General features: G+C 66.1%; 15 protein-coding genes. 5 read left to right on the plus strand and 10 right to left on the minus strand.

Annotated elements, in window-relative coordinates; translation table 11 throughout:
* Positions 1-19 precede the first annotated feature (19 nt).
* The gene (locus VVR41_RS07395; RefSeq protein WP_368524212.1) at positions 20-907 is read right to left on the minus strand and encodes a hypothetical protein; all 888 of its coding nucleotides are present in this window, start codon (positions 905-907) and stop codon (positions 20-22) included.
* 110 nt (positions 908-1,017) lie between these two features.
* Here VVR41_RS07395 and VVR41_RS07400 point away from each other — a divergent pair, with 110 nt between their 5' ends.
* Entirely contained in the window at positions 1,018-1,527 is a 510-nt protein-coding gene (locus VVR41_RS07400) for an N-acetyltransferase family protein (protein WP_368524213.1), read from the plus strand.
* Here the strand turns inward: VVR41_RS07400 and VVR41_RS07405 are convergent.
* The 4 genes from VVR41_RS07405 to prpD all read right to left on the minus strand — a co-directional run bounded on the left by VVR41_RS07405 (position 1,524) and on the right by prpD (position 8,734).
* A complete protein-coding gene (locus tag VVR41_RS07405) occupies positions 1,524-4,940 on the minus strand; it encodes a pyruvate carboxylase (RefSeq protein WP_321102405.1) in 3,417 nt (1,138 codons plus the stop codon). The genes VVR41_RS07400 and VVR41_RS07405 overlap by 4 nt on opposite strands.
* Positions 4,941-5,138: 198 nt before the next feature.
* Complete coding sequence (locus VVR41_RS07410; protein ID WP_368524214.1) at positions 5,139-6,284, minus strand: bifunctional 2-methylcitrate synthase/citrate synthase; 1,146 nt, start codon at positions 6,282-6,284, stop codon at positions 5,139-5,141.
* Between the two features lie 15 nt (positions 6,285-6,299).
* Entirely contained in the window at positions 6,300-7,223 is a 924-nt protein-coding gene (gene prpB, locus VVR41_RS07415) for a methylisocitrate lyase (RefSeq protein ID WP_368524215.1), read from the minus strand.
* Complete coding sequence (gene prpD / locus VVR41_RS07420) at positions 7,223-8,734, minus strand: 2-methylcitrate dehydratase PrpD (protein WP_368524216.1); 1,512 nt, start codon at positions 8,732-8,734, stop codon at positions 7,223-7,225. Before prpD ends, prpB begins: the two co-directional genes overlap by 1 nt.
* Before the next feature lie 165 nt (positions 8,735-8,899).
* Here prpD and VVR41_RS07425 point away from each other — a divergent pair, with 165 nt between their 5' ends.
* On the plus strand, positions 8,900-10,186 hold the full coding sequence (locus tag VVR41_RS07425) for a short-chain fatty acyl-CoA regulator family protein (RefSeq protein WP_368524217.1): 1,287 nt from the start codon (positions 8,900-8,902) through the stop codon (positions 10,184-10,186).
* A gap of 20 nt (positions 10,187-10,206) precedes the next feature.
* Here VVR41_RS07425 and VVR41_RS07430 read toward each other — a convergent pair whose 3' ends face one another.
* From VVR41_RS07430 to upp, 4 genes are all read right to left on the minus strand, one after another.
* Complete coding sequence (locus VVR41_RS07430) at positions 10,207-11,613, minus strand: NAD(P)H-quinone dehydrogenase (protein WP_321102394.1); 1,407 nt, start codon at positions 11,611-11,613, stop codon at positions 10,207-10,209.
* 71 nt (positions 11,614-11,684) lie between these two features.
* On the minus strand, positions 11,685-12,884 hold the full coding sequence (locus VVR41_RS07435) for an amidohydrolase (RefSeq protein WP_409338293.1): 1,200 nt from the start codon (positions 12,882-12,884) through the stop codon (positions 11,685-11,687).
* A gap of 80 nt (positions 12,885-12,964) precedes the next feature.
* Positions 12,965-13,387, minus strand: a complete 423-nt coding sequence (locus VVR41_RS07440; protein ID WP_368524259.1) for a helix-turn-helix domain-containing protein — start codon at positions 13,385-13,387, stop codon at positions 12,965-12,967.
* 48 nt (positions 13,388-13,435) lie between these two features.
* Complete coding sequence (gene upp / locus VVR41_RS07445; protein ID WP_368524260.1) at positions 13,436-14,071, minus strand: uracil phosphoribosyltransferase; 636 nt, start codon at positions 14,069-14,071, stop codon at positions 13,436-13,438.
* Between the two features lie 99 nt (positions 14,072-14,170).
* Between upp and VVR41_RS07450 the strand changes: the two genes are divergently transcribed.
* From VVR41_RS07450 to VVR41_RS07460, 3 genes are read left to right on the plus strand one after another with little or no spacing between them, the layout of a single operon-like run.
* Positions 14,171-14,470 carry a hypothetical protein gene (locus tag VVR41_RS07450; protein ID WP_321102391.1) on the plus strand — a complete coding sequence of 100 codons (300 nt, stop codon included), beginning with the start codon at positions 14,171-14,173 and terminating at the stop codon, positions 14,468-14,470.
* A complete protein-coding gene (locus VVR41_RS07455) occupies positions 14,467-15,402 on the plus strand; it encodes a C40 family peptidase (RefSeq protein ID WP_368524219.1) in 936 nt (311 codons plus the stop codon). Before VVR41_RS07450 ends, VVR41_RS07455 begins: the two co-directional genes overlap by 4 nt.
* A gap of 11 nt (positions 15,403-15,413) precedes the next feature.
* Positions 15,414-16,652 (plus strand): hypothetical protein, encoded by a 1,239-nt coding sequence (locus VVR41_RS07460; RefSeq protein WP_368524220.1) that lies wholly within the window; start codon positions 15,414-15,416, stop codon positions 16,650-16,652.
* A 19-nt stretch (positions 16,653-16,671) separates the two neighbouring features.
* On the opposite strand, the gene VVR41_RS07465 is transcribed toward VVR41_RS07460, so the two are convergent.
* Complete coding sequence (locus VVR41_RS07465; protein WP_321102385.1) at positions 16,672-17,373, minus strand: VIT family protein; 702 nt, start codon at positions 17,371-17,373, stop codon at positions 16,672-16,674.
* Positions 17,374-17,398 lie beyond the last annotated feature (25 nt).

Below are 17,398 nucleotides of genomic sequence, written 5' to 3' on the forward strand. Positions count from 1 at the left end.
CTAGGAACTGCACGGTTGGCTACACAGAGAAGCCGGGCAGCTGCAGGCCAGCCAGCAGAGGCAGGACCGCGACAGCGAGGGTGAGCACGATGCCCACGATGGTCGCGAAGATGACCGGGTCGCCACTCGACAAGGCGTCACCGGTCTCAGCACCGGTGACAGTGGGTGGCTGCACGATCTCTTGGACGTCGCCAGGCTTGGCGGGCCGGTTGGCAAAGTAGCCCACGACCAGATCCATCTCCTCCGCCTCCGGCACGGGCTCGCCGAGAACAGGAGCTGATGCCCGCTGGGAGTAGAACGTGTCCGCCGCGGAGTCGCCGTCGACCGGGCGGAAAATGTTGAACCCGGAGTACAGCGCAACGAGTCCGGCGCCCTTGAGCCACACCGGGCCGCCCGAGTCACCCTGCAGGCCGTTGGGGCCGTCCCAGTACACGGTGGAGTTAATCACGCCGATGACGGGACCGCAGGCTACGGCTCGGGATCTCGCCCCATAGGTGCACACCTCGTCGCCCGGTGCCAGCGTGCTAACGTCGACGACCGAATCACCCGACAGGTGGTTACTGGCCACCTCCACACCGGGGTCCCACTCGATCACCGCCCAGTCGTTCGCGGCCTGCTCGTCCACGTAGGCGCTCGATCTGGAGAAGGTACCAAGCTCCACCCACAGCCCATCGGCGTCTCGGGCGCGGACCCGCTGGCCGGTCCCGCCGCAGTGCGCCGCCGTGTAGCTCGTGGCGGTAGCAACGTCATTGAAACCGATCGTGCAGCTCGCACGCCCGCCAATCTCTACCGCGGAACCCTGCGACACTGTTGCGCGCGCCTGGGCACTGGCCACCACCGGGGTGGTGCTCAGGCATGCGGCTGTGAGGGCTGTCGCTGCTGCGACGTGGCGTCTAAAAGCGCCCACTGTGACATCCTTTGCATCTAGAGAGCAGACTGCGGTGTCTGCACAAGCGTCGATATTAGGTCAGCCGCCACCCTGGAGCGAGCCTGTGGTGCCTCGCTACAGTGGGCGCCATGACGTTTACCTTGAGACGAGCCACGGAGTCAGACCGGACCTACATCCAGCGCCTCAACTTCCTCACCGAGGTATTTGGCGACGAAGCCAGGGACGCCACCGAGGACCTTCTGCCCAGCGTGAGCGCCTACGTCGACGACTGGGACCCGGACCGCGATGGCGGCATCATCGCCATCGACCAGCACGGCATCCCCGCCGGCGGGGTGTGGCTGCGTTACTGGTCCTCCCCCGACGACTACGGCTTAGCCAACCTCGGCCCGGACATCCCCGAGCTCGCAATCGCTGTGGAGAACCGCTTCGCTGGGTTCAAGCTCGGCGCGCAGCTTCTCGACGCCGCCTGCGAGCTCGCCCGCAGCCAAGGCGCGCGCCACATCGCACTGTGGGTCGCCCCCGACAACGAACGCGCGCACCACCGCTACCGTGCCTCCGGATTCACGGAGGTGCCGCCCGGGGATTCGGGGCGGCACCCGGTAACGATGGTGCGCGAGCTAGACGCGGGTTCTAACTAGGAGATCACGACGACGAGGTCGCCGCCCTCCACCTTCGTGGCCTGGCCCAGCGCAACGCGCTCGATCGTTCCGCTGCGAGTTGCGGAGATGGACGCTTCCATCTTCATCGCCTCAATCGAGGCGACCTTGTCGCCTTCCTTCACCTCGTCGCCAACCTTGACGGTGGGGCTGACCACACCGGCGAACGGCGCGGCGACGTGGCCCGGGTTCGACGGGTCGGCCTTTTCCGCCTCGGCAACGCTGGACTCGGCGTTCTCGTCGCGGACGAACATCGGGCGAACCTGGCCGTTGACGGTGAGGATGACCTGGCGCATGCCCTTCGCGTCCGGGTCACCGATGGCCTCAAGGCGCACCACCAGCGGGGTCTTCTCCTCCTCGAGCTCGCCGTAGTAGATGAGGTTCTCCTCGCCCTCGACAAGACCGTAGAAGAAGGTCCTGTCGGACAGCTGCTCGGTGTTGCCGTAGGTGCGGCGGTGCTCGAGGAACTCGTCGTACTGCTTCGGGAACATCAGCTTGTCCAGCGCAGCGCGACGCTTCTTGCCATCTTCCCCAGCCAGGACACCCGCCAGCTCCTCCGGCACCGAAACAGTGTGGTCGACCGTGGCACGGTCCTTCAGAGCCTTCTCACGCAGCTCCTCCGGCCAGCCACCCGGAGGCGTTCCGAGCTCACCCTGCAGGAATCCGATGACGGACTCCGGGATGTCGAACTTGCGCGGGTTCTCAGCAAACTCGTGGGGATCGACACCCGCACCGACAAGGTGGAGGGCGAGGTCGCCAACGACCTTCGACGACGGGGTCACCTTCGTCGGACGGCCGAGCATCTCGCTAACGGCCGCGTAGTAGTCCTCGATGAGCTCGAAGCGGTGGCCCAAGCCCAGCGCATTCGCCTGCGTGCGCAGGTTAGACAGCTGGCCGCCGGGGATCTCGTGCTTGTACACGCGCCCGGTCGGGCCCGGGATGCCGGACTCGAACGGGGCGTAGACCTGGCGCACGGCCTCCCAGTACGGCTCGAGGTCAGAGACTGCCTGCAGCGACAGGCCGGTGTCGCGCTCCGTGTTAGCAAAGGCAGCGACGAGGGCCGACATCGACGGCTGAGAGGTCGTGCCCGCCAACGGTGCGGAGGCGACATCTACGGCGTCGGCACCCGCGTTTGCGGCCGCGAGGTAGGTGGCCAGCTGGCCACCCGCGGTGTCGTGAGTGTGGACGTGAACCGGCAGGTCGAAGCGCTCACGCAAAGCACTGACCAGCTTCGCGGCCGCGCCCGGGCGCAGCAGGCCCGCCATGTCCTTGATAGCCAGCACGTGGGCGCCGGTGTTGACGATCTCCTCAGCCAGCTTCAGGTAGTAGTCGAGGGTGTAGAGGTCCTCGGCCGGGTCCAGAAGGTTACCGGAGTACGCCATCGCAACCTCGGCGACGGTCGTGTTGGTCTCCAGAACGGCGTCGATGGCGGGGCGCATCTGGGTGACGTCGTTAAGCGCATCGAAGATGCGGAAGATGTCCACGCCCGAGGTTGCTGCCTCGTTGACGAAGGCGCGGGTGACAGAGTCCGGGTACGGGGTGTAGCCGACGGTGTTGCGACCGCGCAGCAGCATCTGGATGTTGATGTTCGGCATGGTCTCGCGCATCTCGTCGAGACGCATCCACGGCGACTCGTGCAGGAAGCGCATCGCGACGTCGTAGGTCGCACCACCCCATGCCTCGACAGAGGTCAGCTCCGGGGTGAGCTGGCCGACGTGCTTCGCAGCAGCGACGAGCGTGTTCGTGCGCACGCGCGTGGCCAGGAGCGACTGGTGTGCGTCGCGGAACGTGGTGTCGGTGACACCCAGTGCAGTCTGCTTGCGCAGCTTCTCCGCCCACTTCACGGGGCCGAGCTCGAGCAGATCGTCGCGGGAACCGCGGGGCATCTCCTTGTCCTCGAGCGGAGGCAGCTTCTTCGAGGGCTGAATGTCCGTCGGGCGCTCGCCGTTGGGGCGGTTGACCGTGACGTAGGCCAAGTAGTCGAGGATGCGGCCCGGCTCGTCGGCCGCGGTCGGCGTCTCGAGCAGGTACGGGTGCTCAGAGATGAAGCCGGTGTTGATGCGGCGGTAGCGGAAGTCCGGGTCGGACAACAGTGCGCGCAGGAAGCCAATGTTGGTGGATACACCGGTGACGTTGAACTCGTTGAGCGCGCGCAGGGCGCGGTCAACGGCCACATTGAAGTCCTTGCCGCGGCAGCTCATCTTCACCAGCAGCGAGTCGAAGTTCGGGGTGATCTCCGTACCCACGCCCACCGAACCGTCGAGGCGCACACCCGCGCCACCCGGGGAGGAGTAGCTGGTGATCATGCCGGAGTCCGGGCGGAAACCGTTGGCCGGGTCCTCGGTGGTGATGCGGCACTGCAGGGCCACACCGGTGGTGGTGATCTCTTCCTGGCGCAGACCCAGGTCTTCCAGGGTGGCGCCGGCGGCGATGTACATCTGGGAGCGGACGATGTCCACACCGGTGACTTCCTCGGTGATGGTGTGCTCGACCTGCACGCGCGGGTTCATCTCGATGAAGACGTGGTTGCCCGCCTCGTCCACGAGGAACTCGACAGTGCCGGCGCCCTCGTAGTTGATCTCCTTGCAGAAACGCACGGCGTCGTCGCAAATGCGCTGGCGTTGCTCCTCGGTAATGTGCTGCGCAGGGGCAATCTCGACGACCTTCTGGTGGCGACGCTGCAGGGAGCAGTCACGTTCGAAGAGGTGGACAACGTTGCCCTTGGAATCCGCGAGGACCTGGACCTCGATGTGCTGCGGGTTGATGACAGCGCGCTCGAGGTAGACGCTGGCGTCGCCGAAGGCGGCCTCAGCCTCGCGGGAGGCCTCGGTTGCAAGCTTTTCGACGTCCTCCGGCTTTTCAATAAAGCGCATACCGCGCCCGCCACCGCCGGCAACGGCCTTGACAAAGACCGGGAACTCGAAGTCCTTGGCGTATTCGACGATCTTCTTGGGGTCCGCGGTGGGCTCAGAGTCAGTAAGCACCGGAAGCCCGGCGCGCTGCGCCGCGTGGACTGCGGCGGACTTGTCACCAGTCAGGTCAAGCGTTTCGGCAGACGGGCCGATGAACTTAATGCCGTTCTCAGCACACCTGCGGGCAAGGTCCGAGCGCTCCGACAGGAAGCCGTAGCCCGGATACACGGCGTCGGCGCCGGTCTGGAGGGCAGCCGAAATGATCTCATCGATATCCAGGTACGCCCGGACTGGCTGCCCCTCCTGACCGATGCGAACTGCTTCATCGGCAAACGGGCGGTGGAACGAGTTGCGGTCTTCACGCGGATACACAGCAACGGTTTTGGCTCCGGTCTCAAACGCCGCGCGGAAAGCGCGTACTGCGATCTCGCCGCGGTTGGCGACGAGAACTTTGGCGAAGGACGGCAGAGTCGACTCGGTCACGGGGTTGATTCCTTTCGCTTACGACGCACCTCGCGCGCGGGTTGGCGACGTGCACGTGGACAACTCGATACTAGTGGTGTCACCCCTTCGTCGTATGCAAAAGTATTCGCCGCCACACACTAACCCCGGGGGTATTAAAACGGGCCTGGCCTGGAAAAATCAAGATTCCTTGGCCAGTGCCCCTATCCCCGAACGGGGTTAGCCGGTCACGTGGCGCTCCCCCGGCCCGATGTACTTAGACAGCGGGCGGATGATGGTCGGATTCTCGAACTGCTCGATGATGTGGGCGGTCCAGCCCGTGATGCGCGCCATGACGAACAGCGGGGTGAAGAACTCCGTCTCGAATCCGAGGATGTGATACGCCGGGCCCGCCGGGAAGTCGAGGTTCGGCATGATCTTGATGGAGGTGTTGTCGTACATGACCTTCGCCATGATGTCGTACATCTCCACCCACTTCCCGGCACCCTCGTCCGCGTGATCCTCGGCGAGCTGGCGCAGGCACGCCTCCATGGTGGGCACGCGGGAGTCGCCCTTCTTGTACACGCGGTGACCGAAGCCCATGACAAGCTCTTTGTTCTTGAGCTTGTTCAGCGTCCATTCCTCCACCTGGTCCGGTTCGCCGATCTCAGCGAAGTTGTGCATCACGAACTCGTTGGCGCCACCGTGCAGCGGGCCCTTCAGCGCGCCGATCGCTCCGGTGACAGCCGACCAGGTGTCCGAATTGGTCGAGGTGATCACGCGGGCGGTAAACGTCGAAGCGTTGAACGAGTGCTCCGCGTACAGGATCATCGACTTCTCAAAGGCCCGCAGGTCGCTTTCGCGCATAGCTGGCGAGCCCTCGCCGTCGCCGAAGACCATCCACAGGAAGTTCTCCGCATACCCCTTCGCCGGGTCTGGCTCGATGTAGCCCTCGCCGCGGCGGCGCCGGATGTCGAGCGCGACGATCGTCGGCAGTTTGGTCAGCAGTGTCAACGCGATATCGCGGATGTGGTCTGCGTCCGGGGTGAACTTGTGTGGATCCCGTGCCCCGAGAAAAGACACGGCGGTGCGCAGCACATCCATCGGGTGGCAGTCCTTCGGCATCGCCTCGATGACGCCGATCGTTTCCGCGTCGAGCCCGCGGCGGGCGCGCGCCTTGTCGTAGAAGTCCTGCAGCTCGCTGTCGTTCGGCAGCTCGCCGTTCCACAGCAGCATCGCCACTTCCTCGAACGACACCTTCTCCGCCAGCTCCTGGACCGGGTATCCGCGGTACAGAAGCGAGTTGGTCTCAGGGTTGACCTTCGACACGGCGGTGTAGTCCGCGACCACACCGTAGAGGCCCTTGCGTACGTCCTGCTCAGTCATGGTTTTCTCCCTTTCTTATTTGGTGAATTGCCGGGTGTAGGTGTCCGCGGAGTAGGTGAACACCGATTGATCGAACTGGTTGTACTCGCCGTAGCGGACAAGCTCGTACAGCCGCGACCGGTGCTGCATCCTGTCCAGCCAGGCCTCTTGGGTTCCTGTCCGGGCCAGGTCGCGCAGCAGGTCCTCGGTCTGGCCCATGGCGGTGCGAAACGTCGTCACCGGCCAGATCACCGCGTTGTACCCGAGGTCCTGGAGCGTCTGCGCGCTGAGCAGGTCGGTTTTTCCGAACTCCGTCATGTTGGCCAGAAGCGGGACGTCCACCGCGGCGCGGAAGGCGGCGAAGTCTTCTACCGAGTAGAGCGCCTCGGTGAAGATCAGGTCTGCGCCCGCATCCGTGTAGGCTTTGGCACGCTCGATCGCGGCGTCGATTCCCTCGATGCCCGCGGCGTCGGTGCGCGCGCAGATCACGAAGGCGTCGTCGCTGCGCTCTCGCACTGCGGCGGTGATGCGCCGCAGCATGAGCTCGCGCGGGACGACCTTCTTGCCGTCAAGGTGCCCGCAGCGTTTCGGGTTGACCTGATCCTCCAGGTGCAGCGCGGCTACTCCCGCGGCCTCGAACTCGGAGACCGTGCGCGCGGCGCTCATCGGCTCGCCGAAGCCCGTGTCGGCGTCGACAAGCACGGGCAAATCGGTCACCCGCGCGATCTGGCGGGCGCGCGCGGCGACCTCCGTCAGCGTGGTTAGCCCGATGTCCGGCAGGCCGAGGTCGTTGGCCACCACCGCCCCGGAGACGTAGACGCCCTCAAAAGCGCCGATGTCCTCGATCAGGCGCGCAACCAGCGGGGAGAACGCACCGGGCAGCTTCGTGATGGTCTCTGCCGCAAGCGAGTCGCGCAGCGCCACGCGGCGCTCGTGTGGTGTTGTGCCGGGGGTGAACATCAGAAGATCCCTTCCGGCGTGGCGGGTGCCTTGGCCGCGGCGTCGTCGGTGACAACGATGTTGAGCTCACCCAAGTCGGTGAGGTTTTCCAGGTTCTGCACGGCGTGGAGGAAGCGGTCCTGCTCTGCCGGGTCGACAATGCCCTCGGCGAGCGTGCGGAACTTTCGGATGTAATCCTCGCGCTGGAAGGGGCGGGCGCCGAGGGGGTGGGCGTCGGCGACGGCCAGCTCGTCTTCTATAACGGTCCCGTCCGTGAAGGTGACAACGGCCTTTGCGCCGAACGCCTTCTCGTTCGGGTCGGTGGAGTGGTAGCGGCGGGTCCATTCCGGATCCTCGACGGTGGTGATCTTGTGCCACAGCTCGACGGTTTCCGGCCGGCCGGCGCGCTCCGGGGTGTAGGAATCCACGTGATGCCAGGTGCCGTCCTCAAGTGCTACGGCGAACATGTACATGATGGAGTGGTCGAGCGTTTCGCGGGAGGCGGTCGGATCCATCTTCTGCGGGTCGTTCGCACCGGTGCCGATGACGTAGTGCGTGTGGTGCGACGTGTGCAGGACGATCGATTCGATGTCGGCGGTGGACCTGCCCGCCTCCGCGATCGTCGCCTTCATCCGGCGGGCCAGGTCGATCGGTGCCTGCGCCTGGTACTCCGCGGAGTGCTCCTTGGTGTAGGTGTCTAGAATCGCGCGCTTGGCCTCGCCGTCGGCCGGCAGCGGGACGACGTATGTGCGCTCCGGGGAGTGCAGCATCCAGGCGATGAACCCATCCTCACCCTCCCAGATCGGGGCGGGGGCACCCTCTCCGCGCATTGCGCGGTCGACAGCCTCGATGGCCATCTTCCCCGCGAAGGCCGGGGCGGATGCCTTCCACGAGGAGATCAGTCCCTTACGGGATTGGCGGGTCGCGGTGGTGGTGTGCAGCGCTTGGCCGACTGCCTGGTAGATCGTGTCGACGTCGAGATCAAGCATGGTGCCGATGCCCGCGGCGACCGACGGCCCCAGGTGGGCGACGTGGTCGATCTTGTGCTCGTGGAGGCAGATCCCCTTGACCAGGTTGACCTGGATTTCGTAGCCGGTGGCGATGCCCCGGATCAGTGCTGTGCCGTCGAGGCCCTTGTGCTGCGCCACGGCGAGAAGCGGGGGGATGTTGTCGCCGGGGTGGGAATACTCCGCGGCGAGGAAGGTGTCGTGGAAATCGAGTTCGCGTACGGCCGTGCCGTTGGCAAAGGCGACCCACTCCGCCGAGTACGAGCCGTCGACGCCGACGACCTGCGCGCCGCCTTCGGCAACCGGGTGCGCGAGAGCCATGGCGCGCGCAGATGTGACGGGGCGGCGCGCGAACGAGGCGACAGCCACGGAAGCGTTGTCGATGATGCGGTTGATGATCATCTCGGTGGTCTCCGCGGGAACGTCGACGGGGTCCGCCGCTACCTTGGCCACCTTGTATGCGAGGTGTTCTTCGAGGGGGAAGTCTTCTGCTGAGCGGTGGGTACGTACGTCGTGATTGATCATGGGTGCGCTCTCCTCACGTCCGATGCAAGTGGTGCGCCTCATAGTAGGTAGCCGGTTGTGCCGTGGGTCATATTGTGGGAGTGTGTGATTATGCAAAATTGACGTCAGTCTTATGCAAATCCTGCAAATCCGCAGTTCACGGCACATTAAGGAGGCAACAAGGCTATGCCCAAGCTGTTTTCGGGGGGCCGGATTCGCACACTGCGCACCCAGCACGACCTCACCCAGGTGGAGATGGCTCGGCAGATCGGCATCTCACCTAGCTACCTCAACCAGCTCGAAAACGACCAGCGGCCGCTGACCGCCACCGTCCTCGTCGAGCTGGCGCGCACATTCCATCTCGACCCGAGTTACTTCTCCGGCGACGACGAACGCCGTGTCGTGGCAGAGCTCAGCGGCCTCCTTTCAGCAGTTCCCGTGGAGATCCTGACGGACGTGGCTACGCGCTACCCTGCTGTTGCCGAGGCCATCACCCACATCCCCGACAGGCTCGCCACAGGCACGCGCAACCCGTACATGGCGGTACGTACCTTCTTCCAGGACCACCGCAACTATTTCCACGACCTCGACGTCAACGCCGAGGAACTCGCCCGCCGCTCAAGCGCGCGCCAGCTGCGCTTAACCAGTCTCGCCGCCGCGTTCGACCGGGACCTCGGGTACACGGTCCGCTTCAACCAGGCCACCGGCGGCCCGCGTGCGAGCCTCGACCCTGTCAACCGCGAGGTTCTCCTGCGCAGCGGGCTGACCGAGGCCCAGCAGTGCTTCGAGCTGGCCTATCACTACTGCTCGATGACGCAGGGCACGCTTATCGACGCCCACCTGGACGCGCACCCCGCCACTAGAAGCACAGATTCTCCCGCCCGCGCCCTCGCCCGCCACGGCCTGCACCAGTACTTCGCCGCCGCCGTGACCATGCCGTACGCGGAGATCCTCGAGGCCGCACAGACCACCCGCTACGACATCGAGGTGATCTCAGCCCAGTTCGGCACCAGCTTCGAATCCACCTGCCAGCGCCTCGGAACCCTCCAACGCCCCGGCGCGAAGGCGGTGCCGTTCTTCTTCATCCGCACCGACCGCGCGGGCAACGTCTCCAAGCGGCAGTCCACTACGTCGTTCCCGTTTGCCGTCACCGGCGGCACGTGTCCGCTGTGGGTGGTCCACCGCGCCTTCGATACCCCGAACCGAGTGACCCGACAGGTATCCGTCATGCCAGACGGCAGCACGTACCTGTGGGTGGCGCGCATGGTGCAGGGCCCGACGGAGGGATTCGGTGTGCCCCGCCAGGAAAACGCGGTCGCCCTAGGCTGCGACCTCACCCATGCGGGGCAGCTCATTTACGCGGACGGGCTCGACCTCGATCCGGCGTCGGCCACCCCCATCGGCCCCGGCTGCGAGACGTGCCCGCGCACCGCCTGCCCGCAGCGCGCCTACCCCGCCCTCGAGGCCGGGTGAGACTCGGCGCCAGTCAGCTGTTAGTCCAGGTCGGTGCTGGTGACAAGGCGCCGCGCGGCCTCGGTAATCGACCCGGACAGCGAGGGGTACACCGCCATCGACTCGGCCAACTGGCTGACGGTGAGGTTGTTCGTCACGGCGATAGTGATGGACAGAATCAGCTCGGAAGCGGTCGGCGCGACGATGACACCGCCGAGGACCTGGCCCGAGCCCTTCCGGGCGAAGATCTTGACAAAGCCGTGGTTCAGCGAGCGCATCTTGGCACGCGGGTTGGTGGCCAGGTCCAACTTGATCACGTCGGCTTCGACCTCACCGTCGGTGATCTGCTTTTCGCTCACACCCACAGCGGCGATTTCCGGGCGGGTGAACACTGCGTTTCCCACCGTCTTCAAGCGCAACGGCTCCACGCCCTCGCCCAGCGAGTGGTGCATGGCGATGCGACCCTGCATTGCGGACACGGATGCCAGAGGTATGAGGTCGGTGCAGTCGCCGGCGGCGTAGATGCCGGGGACGTTCGTGCGCGAGACACGGTCGACGTGGATATGCCCCGACGGGGTCGTCGCCACGCCTGCGCCCTCGAGGTTGAGGCCCTCGGTGTTCGGGATCGAACCGATCGACATCAGTGCGTGGCTGCCACGGATTTCGCGGCCGTCCTTGGTCGTGACTACGACGCCGTCGCCGGTGTTGACCACGGACTCCGCGTAGGCGTCCTTGACCAAGGACACGCCTCGCTTGGCCAGGACGGTCTCGAGCACGTCGGCGGCGTCCGCGTCGTCGTGTGGCAGGATGCGGCTGCCCGAGGACACCATCGTCACCTTCACGCCGAGCTCGGCGAACGCTGAGACCATCTCGGCACCGGTGACACCGGAACCGACGACGATGAGGTGCTCCGGCTGCTCGATGAGGTCGTAGACCTGACGCCAGTTGAGAATGCGCCGCCCGTCCGGCTCCGCACCCTTGATCACACGCGGGCTGGCACCCGTGCAAACGAGGACGATGTCGGCGTCGAGGCGTTCGAACTCACCGTCTTCGTAGGTGACCTTCACGCTGTGGGTGGCGCGGCCGTTCTGTTCGGTGGAAAACGAGCCGTGACCGCGGAGGATTGTGACCCCGGCGCGCTCGAGCTGCACGCGGATGTCGCGGGACTGCTCGGAGGAGAGGGCGACGACGCGGTTGTTGAGCGCAGACAGCAGCAGGTGCGCCTCGCCGAGGCCGTGGTTGAGGCCCATGTCGTCGGCGCGGCGCAGGTCGGTCTTGATGTTCGCGCCGGAGATAAACCCCTTGGACGGCACAACGTCGAGGTTGATGCCGGAGCCACCGATGCCACGATCCTCAACCAGGGTGATGTCTGCCCCGAACTTGGAACCAACCAGGGCCGCCTCGTAACCGGCTGGGCCACCACCAATGATGACGATCTTCTTTGACACCTAAGCTCTACTCCTTCGCTCAGCCGCGGCGCCCCTGTCAGTCGGCACGGCTAGGCAGTTCATCGGCAAAATCACGGGCCAGTGTACAGGTCGTCCCCATCACCCGCGAGAGCTTTAAAGTATTTGTCAATAACTGCACCAAACAGGCGCACACCGACTCCGATGCACCGCTCATCGACGTTGAGGTCACCCCGGTGCAGGTCCTGTTTCTCTCCCCTGCCCGACCATGCGCCGAGTCGCACCATCGCACCCGGCACCCGCTCGAGGTACCAGGAGAAGTCCTCGCCTCCCGAGGACTGCTGGGTGGAGACGACAGCGTGCGGGTCGATGGCGCGTCCCGCGTCGACGATGAGCGCGGTCGCCACGTCGTCGTTAAGCACTGGCGGCACCCCGCGCTCGTAGTGGAGCGTGTGGCTGCAGCCGGTGGGTGCGAGGATCTGCTCGATGAGCTCGCTGATGAGCGTCTCCATGTTGCGCCACGTGCCGATGTCCGCGGTCCGGATCGTGCCACGCAACAGGCCGCGTTCCGGAATCGCGTTGGCCGCAATGCCCGCCTCGACGTTGCCGAAGACGGCGACGGTGCCGGTGCGCGGGTCGACGCGGCGCGACAACAGGGCCGGCAGCTGCGTGATCACCGCACCGAGGCCGTAGATGACATCGGCCGTCATCTGCGGGCGGGAGGTGTGCCCGCCCGGCCCGGTGATCTCGAGGTTGATGATGTCGGCAGCAGAGGTGATTGCGCCCGCGCGCACCCCGATCTGCCCGACGCGCAGGCGCGGCTCGACGTGGAGGGCATAGATCGCGGCCACGCCGTTGAGAGCGCCCCACTCGATAACGTCCACCGCGCCGGTGCCCATAACCTCCTCGGCGGGCTGGAAGATGATGCGGATGCCGGAGTCGAGCTCGACGTCGCACAGCGCGCAGGCAAGTGCCAGCATCACCGTGGTGTGGATGTCGTGACCGCACGCGTGGGACACCCCGGGGGTCGACGAGGCGAACTCGAGGCCGGTCAGCTCCGGCACGGCGAGCGCGTCGATGTCACCGCGGAATGCGAGGCGGTCACCGGTGCTCGGACCGAGGTCGACGTACAGGCCCGTGCCCGGAAACGGCACCGGAGTCAGTCCGTGCTCGCGGAGAACCTCGGAGATAAACGCTGTGGTCTCGACCTCGGAATTGGCCAGCTCCGGGTGGGCGTGGAGGTGGCGGCGCCAGCCGATGACGGTTTCGCGGTTGTGCTCCAACCAGGCGCTGACGCTCGTGGCTACGCGCACGGAACTCCTCCTCGATACATTTCGACGCGGCATTATCGCTGCGGTCTCACCATATCAACCGGCCCCGCCACCCCGGTAGATCACATATTGCCCAAGGTCAGCTCCACAACCGGGTCGGCTTGGACAGGGCCCGACAACAGATACCGCTCGCAAAAACGCGCCGTGTCCTCGGGGGCTGCTGGCCAGGTCACGTCTAGCAACGGCAACGCCGTCGGCACATCGCGGCAACGCTTCGCCACGATCCGCTCCCCGCCCGGCAGGAGCACCGCCGGCGGGACATGCAGCGCGTGCGCGATGCGGTAGATCGTGGACAGCGTGGGGTCGGCGCTGCGCGAGCTGTTGTAGTGGTTGCGCTCGAGATTCGAGATCAGGCTGCGCGAGACCCCCGACAGCTCCGCGAGGCGCCGCTGGGTCAGCCCGCGCATCGCACGCAGCGACCTCAACCGGCCAGCCAACGCAAACCCGTAACTCGCCCAATACGACGGCGGCAAAACATCGGTCATAACCCTCACAGCCCCCCGCTGCAGTTGTGTCCTGTGGGGGTCAGGCTACTACAAGTTGATGTTTCGCGGACCGTACAAGCGGTCGCCGGCATCGCCAAGGCCGGGAACGATGTAGGCGTCCTCGTTGAGCTCGGGGTCGATCGTCGCCGTGACCAAGCGCAGGGGCACACCCAACGACGCCAGCTTATCGACGCCAGGCTGAGCCGACACCATGCAAATACACGTGATGTCGTCAGCCCCGCGCTCACGCAGCAGCCCGATCGAGTGGACGAGGGAACCGCCCGTGGCGAGCATCGGATCGACCAGGAACACGGGCTGGCCGGCAAGGTCCTCCGGCAGTGCCTCGAGGTACGGCACCGGCTCGTGGGTTTTCTCGTCGCGAGCCAGACCGATGAACCCGACCTGGGCGTCCGGAATCATCGACAGAGCCGGGTCGATCATCCCCAGCCCGGCGCGGATGACCGGCACGATGATCGGCGGCTGCGCCAGGCGGTACCCGGATGCGGTGGCGACCGGGGTGGCGCAGTCGAAGGTGTCGAGGGTCAGCTCGCGCGACGCCTCGTAGATCAGCATCGCGCCCAGATCCGCGAGCGCTGCGCGAAACGCTGCGTTGTCGCTGGCCGCATCGCGCATGATGGTCAAACGCGACGCCGCGAGCGGGTGGTCAACGACGGTGATCTCCATAGTCTCCATGCAGCTCATGCTAGCGCCCCGACCAACACAGCCGGTGGCGGTAGCACCGCGCAGGGAACCGAACGGGGCTCAGCGCAGTCCAATACAGCCATGAGCATCGACCACGCCGCCACCTTCGAGTTGTCCGCCGAGAGAGTTCACAAACTAACGTCTTCGCTGCGCGCCGACGCTGCCGCGCTTTACGACGTCCCCTTTCCCACCATCCCCGCCGTCGGCCCCGTCGCCGCATTCGCCCGCGCATGCCACGACGCGATCGCATCGGTCAACGAGCGCTCCGCGCAGCTGCGCGATGAGGCGCAGCGGTTGTCCGACGTGATGGATCTGACCGCGCGCACCGCGCTCGGGGTCGACACCGACCTCGCCCGCGCATTGGGGGTGCTGCAGCCGTGATTGCCTCCGCTGTCGCCGCCGTCACCGATGCTGTGCGCAACCGCATCCCCGCACCCCTCGACCCGCCCGAGATCTCCGACTCGCCTCTTTTCACAGCGGCCCGCGACCTCGCCGAGATCGTTGGCGCAGACCCGTCGCCGGTGCTCGATGCAGCCGAGGCGCTCTCCTCGGATAAGGACATCATCGCGGAGACGGCCAGCGCCGCGGGTGCTGTGATCGCCGCCGCCGGGGAGGATTTGCTGGCCATCGCCGGACACTTCCAGGCCGATGCGCTGGCGACGGCCCCGCTTTTGCTCAACCCGCTCACTCTTCCCGGCGCGCTCGCGGACCTCACCCGCTCCGCCGTGGTGACTCTGACCCAGGCGCAGATGCGCTTGACCCAGCTTGCCGCGGAGCTTGCACCGCTGGTGGAGAAACTCCTCACCCTGATCGCCGCAGCGGCCGCGCGCCCTCCGCTCAACCCGAGTGACACCGGGGTGCACGGCCAGCGCGAGCTGGCCACGCTCGCGGCGTCGGCAGGCGTGGCGGACGAACCGGTTAGCGCCTCTGCGGAGGCCCACTCCGCTGGCTCCGTGTCTGCCGAGGGCAGCGCGGCCGGGCGCGCCGCGGTAGAAGCCGCGAAATCCCAGGTGGGCACCCCGTACGTCTGGGGCGGCACCGGCCCCGGAGGGTTCGATTGCTCCGGGCTCACCTCCTGGGCGTACCGGCAGGCTGGTGTGGAGCTTCCCCGCATGGCGCACGAGCAGGCCATTGGGCGTCAGGTCTCCCACGCAGAGCTCCAGCCGGGCGACCTGGCGGTGTGGGACGGCCACGTGGCCATGTACGCCGGCGACGGCATGTACATCGAGGCCGGCGACCCAGTCCAGCTCAACCCCGTGCGCACGGAGAACCTCGGGATGACCTTTCGCGGGTTCTGGCGCCCGACTGGGTAGAGTTTGACCCCATGAGCACCCGCGCAATTCTTCCCGTCAAAATCGCCCTGACCGAGGGTGACTTCTACACGCTGTGGGCCCCCACCTGGAGGGAGCACGGTTCCGAGTGGCAGGCATTCTTGGGCGACGACAAGTCCGTCATTGTCTTCCGGTCCCCGGAGGAGCTGTTGGCCTACATCGAGTCGACCCCGCGCCACGACTTAAGCGACCACCCGGCATGGGCGACTTTCGAGCAGTCCGGCGCCGACCGCGTTGTGCCGAGCGAGGACCACTACTACGACATCGTTGGCGCCCCGAACTTCCTCGTCGGCCGCCCGTCGTACGCCAACGTGTCCGCGTTGGACCGGGTCTTCCACATCACCCGCTCGCTGTCCCAAGTCACCGCGACCGAACAGGGGCAGATCTTCTTCTCCTCCCACTCCATTTTGAACAACGTCTCCCGTGGGTCGGAGCACTACGCCGGCGAGAACGGTGCGAGTGAGTGGACCGGCGTGGGCCGGGTTGTGTTGGGCAACTGGGCGAAGGTCGTTGCCTCCCTGGATGCGGCCACGCGCGTCGCGGATACCTCCGCGTTTGACGAGGCCACGCTTAGCGACGCCCGCGCGCGCATCGCCGAGGCCACGGAGCGCCGCGCGGAGGAGCGCCGTCAAGCAGAGGCGCAGCGCACCGCGTCCGCGGCGGCCGCCGACCCCTACGACAGCTCCCCGTGGGCCGCAGCCGGCATCGACCCGGTGCGCGTCACCGTCCAGGGCACGACCGTCTACACCTTGCGCACCTACCTCGACGGCGCCCCGGTTTTCTTGGGCAAGTACGGCGAGATCTTCACTTTCCCCTCTGCGAAGCACCTCGCGCGGTGGATGGCGGACAACGACGAGCACGACCTCGCCACCGTTGCCACCTGGCCGGATCTGGTCAACCTCGCGAATGCGGGCGAGCTCGACGTGACCGTCCACGCGGATAACGCGTACTCCTTCAACGGGCTTGCCGAAGACATCCGCAAGGGCCCCGACGCCGTGGACACCGAGCAGATGACCAAGGCGTACGAGCTGCTTGCCGACGCCGCCGACTGGGCCAAAGACGACTCCCTTAATGCATTCCTCCTGGCCAACCCGCGCATGCAGGACTACCTCGCCTACATGATGGGCTCGACTGAGGCGGCGGGTTATGTCCCCTCCGCCCCCTTCGATGACAAGGCCGACGGCTGGCGCGCCCTGGAGGACCAGCTGATCAAGCGCTTCTCCAAGTTCTAAAGCCGCGCGGTGCCGGGCCCTACAGCCCGGATGAGCCGAACGCCCAGCCGATCCCGAACGTCACCGCAAGACCCAGTGCGCCACCGATGACAAGGCGCGCCACCGCGCGCTTCGGGTCGGCCCCGCCGATGCGGGCAGACACCCCGCCGGTCAATGCGAGGGCGATGAGCGTGACAACGAACGTCGCGGGAACGCGAATTGCCTCCGGCGGCAGCAGGACCGCGGCCAGCGGCAGCAGCGCTCCGACAAAGAAGCTGATAAACGACGCCGCGGCTGCGGACCACGGGCTAACAATATCCTCTTCGTCAATGCCGTAGTGCAGCTTTAAGTGGGCCTTGAGCGGGTTGGACGCAGTGAGCTCCTTAGCCACCTGCGTGGCGGTCTCACGCGTGAGGCCTTCGGCGACGAAGCCGTCGACAAGATGCGCGTACTCAGTGTCGGGGTCGTTGGTGTGCAGCGCCGATTCCTTGGCAATGTAGGCGCGCTCAGTGTCTCGCTGGGAAGAGACAGACACGTACTCGCCGAGCGCCATGGAAACCGCACCACCGATGACGGCCGCGATACCGGCCGTTGCAATGGCCCTAATGTCGGAGGTTGCACCCGCAACACCGAGGACGACCGCGGCGGTGGACACAATTCCGTCGTTGGCTCCTAAGACGGCGGCGCGCAGTTTGTTCAGCCTCTCGTTGAGGCCCACATTCGTAAATTCTGAATTTGTCATGCGCTAGTTGTACCCGCCTGTACCC

The organism is Corynebacterium sp. LK2510, from assembly GCF_040946405.1.
Taxonomy (GTDB): Bacteria; Actinomycetota; Actinomycetes; order Mycobacteriales; family Mycobacteriaceae; genus Corynebacterium.